Origin of the sequence: Myroides sp. LoEW2-1 (assembly GCF_009767705.1) — a bacterium.
Classification (GTDB): domain Bacteria; phylum Bacteroidota; class Bacteroidia; order Flavobacteriales; family Flavobacteriaceae; genus Flavobacterium; species Flavobacterium album_A.
In genome coordinates this window covers 1-843 of the sequence record NZ_WSPP01000347.1, presented here as the reverse complement: position 1 = coordinate 843, position 843 = coordinate 1, and the positions used below count along the sequence as shown (strand labels likewise).

The window sequence follows — 843 nt, the reverse complement described above, 5'->3', positions numbered from 1 at the left end:
GTTAAAATGTTTTTAAAATGATTATTTCTCTTAATTAAGATAAATTATTTTGATTTTTGTCTGTTATTAAGTGTATTTTTTTAATAAATCAATAATATTAACAAAAAGCATTTATAATGATTGTTTTTTTTAATTTTGTAGTGTAAACGAAAACAGAATTCTGTGAAGAGTTTGTAAAAAAATATTGTTATGATTTTTTTAGAGTTTTCAAAGTATAATGTAAAATCAAAATAAACATGAAAAAAAGAATTACTACTTTATTCTTACTTGCTTTAGGTGTTTCTTCTATTGCGCAAGCGCAAACAGATATACCAGGAGTAGGTATTGGAAATCCACTTCCATCGCAATCAGCGATGTTAGATGTTGCCTCAACTAACAAAGGGGTATTGATACCAAGAATTGAACTAACAGATTTAAACACCTTTGGATTAGCTGGTAACACTAAGGATGAAGGTATGCTTATCTATAACGCTACTGAAGTAAAGGATGCTAGTAATGTTGTAACAATAGGTATAGGTTTTTACTATTGGACTAACAAACCTACTGGTCAATGGGAAAAAGTAACTTCTCAATCTGTTGTTAACACTTTGAGTGATCGTATTAAAGTTGTTGAGAATGCAACAGGATCTGGAGAAAATGGTGGAGGAACAGTTGTATATGTTCCTGGTGAGGATGGGAAACCTGGTAAACTTGTTATTATTGATAAAACTACCGGGACTTCTGAAATTCCATTAGATGAGCTTTTATTAGGTAATGAAACCGAAACATTCTTTAAAGTTGTAGAAGTAGAGGAAGAAGTTGACAATGTGAAGAAAACATTTAAAAAATTACATTACTTTGGTG

At 30.0% G+C, this 843-nt stretch carries 1 pseudogene; it reads left to right on the top strand.

Annotated elements, in window-relative coordinates:
* Window positions 1-236 precede the first annotated feature (236 nt).
* A pseudogene (locus GOQ24_RS15720) lies at window positions 237-843 on the top strand (hypothetical protein); the annotation flags it as partial.